At 62.8% G+C, this 3,012-nt stretch carries 4 protein-coding genes; 1 reads left to right on the plus strand and 3 read right to left on the minus strand.

All coding sequences use genetic code 11. The features are described 5' to 3' along the window. The 3 genes from AC1DLB_RS26380 to AC1DLB_RS26390 form a co-directional block, all read right to left on the minus strand. Positions 1 to 314 (minus strand): transporter substrate-binding domain-containing protein (locus AC1DLB_RS26380; RefSeq protein WP_477785946.1); only part of this gene is annotated, 314 nt, incomplete at its 3' end. Between the two features lie 30 nt (positions 315 to 344). Further along, complete coding sequence (locus AC1DLB_RS26385; RefSeq protein WP_477779366.1) at positions 345 to 695, minus strand: RidA family protein; 351 nt, start codon at positions 693 to 695, stop codon at positions 345 to 347. Between the two features lie 27 nt (positions 696 to 722). Further along, a complete protein-coding gene (locus AC1DLB_RS26390; RefSeq protein WP_477785947.1) occupies positions 723 to 1,964 on the minus strand; it encodes a D-amino acid dehydrogenase in 1,242 nt (413 codons plus the stop codon). A gap of 107 nt (positions 1,965 to 2,071) precedes the next feature. Here AC1DLB_RS26390 and AC1DLB_RS26395 point away from each other — a divergent pair, with 107 nt between their 5' ends. After that, complete coding sequence (locus AC1DLB_RS26395; protein WP_086945816.1) at positions 2,072 to 2,977, plus strand: LysR family transcriptional regulator; 906 nt, start codon at positions 2,072 to 2,074, stop codon at positions 2,975 to 2,977. The last annotated feature ends 35 nt before the right edge of the window (positions 2,978 to 3,012 follow it).

Genomic DNA, 3,012 nt, shown 5'->3' on the forward strand with positions numbered 1-3,012 from the left:
ACGGTACCGTTCTGCACCAGCGGAATGCGGGTTTGCGATGTCACCAGGTTGTACTTCACCTTGAGGTTTGGCAACGCCAGCTTCTGCTGCACCCGCTCGACGATCTTGCTCGCCAGGTCTACCGAGTAGCCCATGGGTTGTCCCGAGTGATCGCCCACGTAGGAGAACGGCACTGAAGCATCGCGATAGCCCAGGGTGATGCTATTGGCGCTGGCAATTTTGCTCAAGGTAGGACCCAGCGATGCTTCGTCAGCATGAGCCTGAGTACCTAGCAACAGGCCCAGGGTGCAGCCGATCAACGTGATTTTTTGCATTGTTATTCTCCGTTGTGGGTGAGGGTTGGTTTAGCGCCGTGCCGCGATAACGGTTATTTCCACCCGCACCTGCGGACGCGCCAGTTCGGCCTGCAAGGTGGTGCGACTTGGTGCCTGGCCGGGCGACAACCAGGCAGACCAGACGTCATTCATTGCTGCGAAATCTTCGCCGATGTCCTTCAGGTAAATGGTCGCGCTGAGCAGATGATTCTTGTCGCTGCCCGCCTCGGCCAACAATGCGTCGATTTTTTCCAGTACTTGGCTAGTTTGGCCGCCGGCATCGGTGGCGTCGCCCGGCACCTGGCCGGAGAGAAACACCAGGTCGCCAAAGGTCACGGCACCGGACCAGCGTGGATTGGGCTGGATACGGTTAATGGTCATCGGGTGGTCCTTTTAAGGAGTAAGCGTTCAAGCCGCACGGGGCGTAAAACCCTGCAGGTCGATGGAGGGGCGGCGCTGGCCGATCAGTTCACTGAGCAATCGAGCACTGGCGCRGGCCAGGGTGAAGCCCAGCGCGCCATGGCCGAGGTTCAGCCACAAGTTGCGATACGCCGTTACGCCCAGCAGCGGCACGCCGCTGGGGGTCGCCGGACGCATGCCGGCCCATTCAATGGCCTGGTCGTAGTCGCCGGCATTGGCGAAAGTATCGCGCGCCTGGCGTTTGATCAGGGCCAGGCGCTTGGGGTCCAGCGACGGATCGAAACCGACAATGTCGACCATCGCCGCCACCCGCAACTGCTCACCGATCCGGGCGTAGACGATCTTGCGGTCGTAGTCGGTGATGCTCAGGTCCGGTGCCCGATGCTGGACGCCGATCGGTACCGTCAGGCTATAACCCTTGAGGGGATACAGCGGCAGGTTGACTCCGGGCAGTGCCAACAACGGACTGCGATGGCCGGCCGCAATGACCAACTGCTCCACCGGCAGCACTTCGTCGCCCAGTTCAATCGCACTCACCGCGCCATGGGCATGGCGAATTCCGGTTACGGCCTGGCCAAGGCGGAACTCGCAACGTCCCGACGCCTGCAAGCGCGCCGCCAGTTGCTGGCAAAAGCCGTGGCAATCACCGACTTCTTCATCCGGGGTATAAATGGCGCCGACAAAGGGCGCCTCCGCCAGCGCCGGGTCCAGACGGGCGCAGTCGGCGTGCGACAGCACCTGTTGTTGCCGGGGGGCGGCAAGGCTGTTGCGGGCATGTTCGAAGCTGCTGGCCTGGCGAAAGGTCACCAGCTTGCCGTTGCGCCGCCAGTGGAATCCGCCCAAGGCATCCTCTTCACGCCAGGTTTGCAAAGTGGACTGGCTCAACAGCGCGAGGCGCAATAGATGGGCCGCGTTGGCGCGGTTGACCGAGGAGCGGCAAGCACCAAGGAAAGATGCCATCCACCGCCACTGCGCAGGATCGAAGCGCGGGCGCAGTTTCAGCGGGGAGTCACCGCGCAGCATCCAGCCAATGGCCTGCAATGGCACACCGGCGTCGGCCAGGGGCGCTACGTAGCGATAGGACAACTGGCCGCCGTTGGCGAAGCTGGTTTCACTGCCCAGCGACTCGCGAGCCTCGACCAGCGTCACGTCAACGCCATCGCGCACCAGTGCGTAAGCCGTTGCCAGGCCAATGACGCCACCGCCGATGATGCATACATGCTGAGCCATGTCAGTCCTTAATCGTTGTTGAGACGAACCCGAGGTTAGAGCCAGGTGACAGGCGTCGAACAATGAATAAAGATGGCTAACCCATAAACAAAGGTTATGGACTTGCCATGCGCCTTCGCCATATCGAGATTTTCCAGGCCATCCGCCAGACCGGCTCGGTCAGCGGTGCCGCGCAGCTGCTGCACGTTTCCCAGCCTGCCGTGACCAAGGTGCTGCAACACGCCGAGCAGCAATTGGGCTTCCCGTTGTTTCTGCGGGTGCGCGGTAAACTGCAGGCCACGCCCGAAGCGCTGGAGCTGGAGCGCGAGGTCGACAAGGTCACGGAGAGCCTGCAAGGGGTGCGACGCCTGGCGCAAAGCCTGCGCCGTGAGCCGGGCCATAGCCTGCGGATCGGTGCGACCCCGGCACTGGCCCTGTCGCTGCTGCCGCCGACCATTCATGAGTGGACCCAGCGTTATCCGGACATCGCTTGCGAGCTGTCCAGCGCCCACAGTCGCGAACTGATGCAGAACCTGCTGATGCGTGAAATTGATGTCGCCCTGACTCTGCAACAGCCTGATCACCCCGCGCTCAAGGCCCAGGCGCTGGCCAGCGGGGTGTTGGTGGCGCTGGCACCGGCAGGTTATTGGCCGCAGGAAGATGAAGGCAAGCCGCTGCCGTTGATGGCCCTGGCCGATGCGCCCTTGATCGGGTTGTCCAGCACCGACCCTCTTTCGGCCCGCCTCGACAGCTACCTCAAGGCGGTAGAGCCGCCGCCACGGGTGAGCATCGCGGTGCAAACCTATTCACTGGCCAGGGCGATGGTCGAATCCGGTGCAGGGCTGGCGGTGATCGACCCCTTCACCGCCCTTGGCGCGTCGCCTGGGGCTACCGCCATTCGTCCCCTGGCCCCGGCGCTGCCGATCACCCTGTACGCAGTGACCCGCACTGCCGAACCGCCGCCGCATACACTGAGCGAGCTGCTGACGATCTTCAGCAGTCGTGCGCAAGGGCAATTGGATTGTTGGCGCTGATTGAGATCTGACCCAGAAACGGGTACATCAAGCCT

The organism is Pseudomonas sp. 05N434, assembly GCF_056396965.1.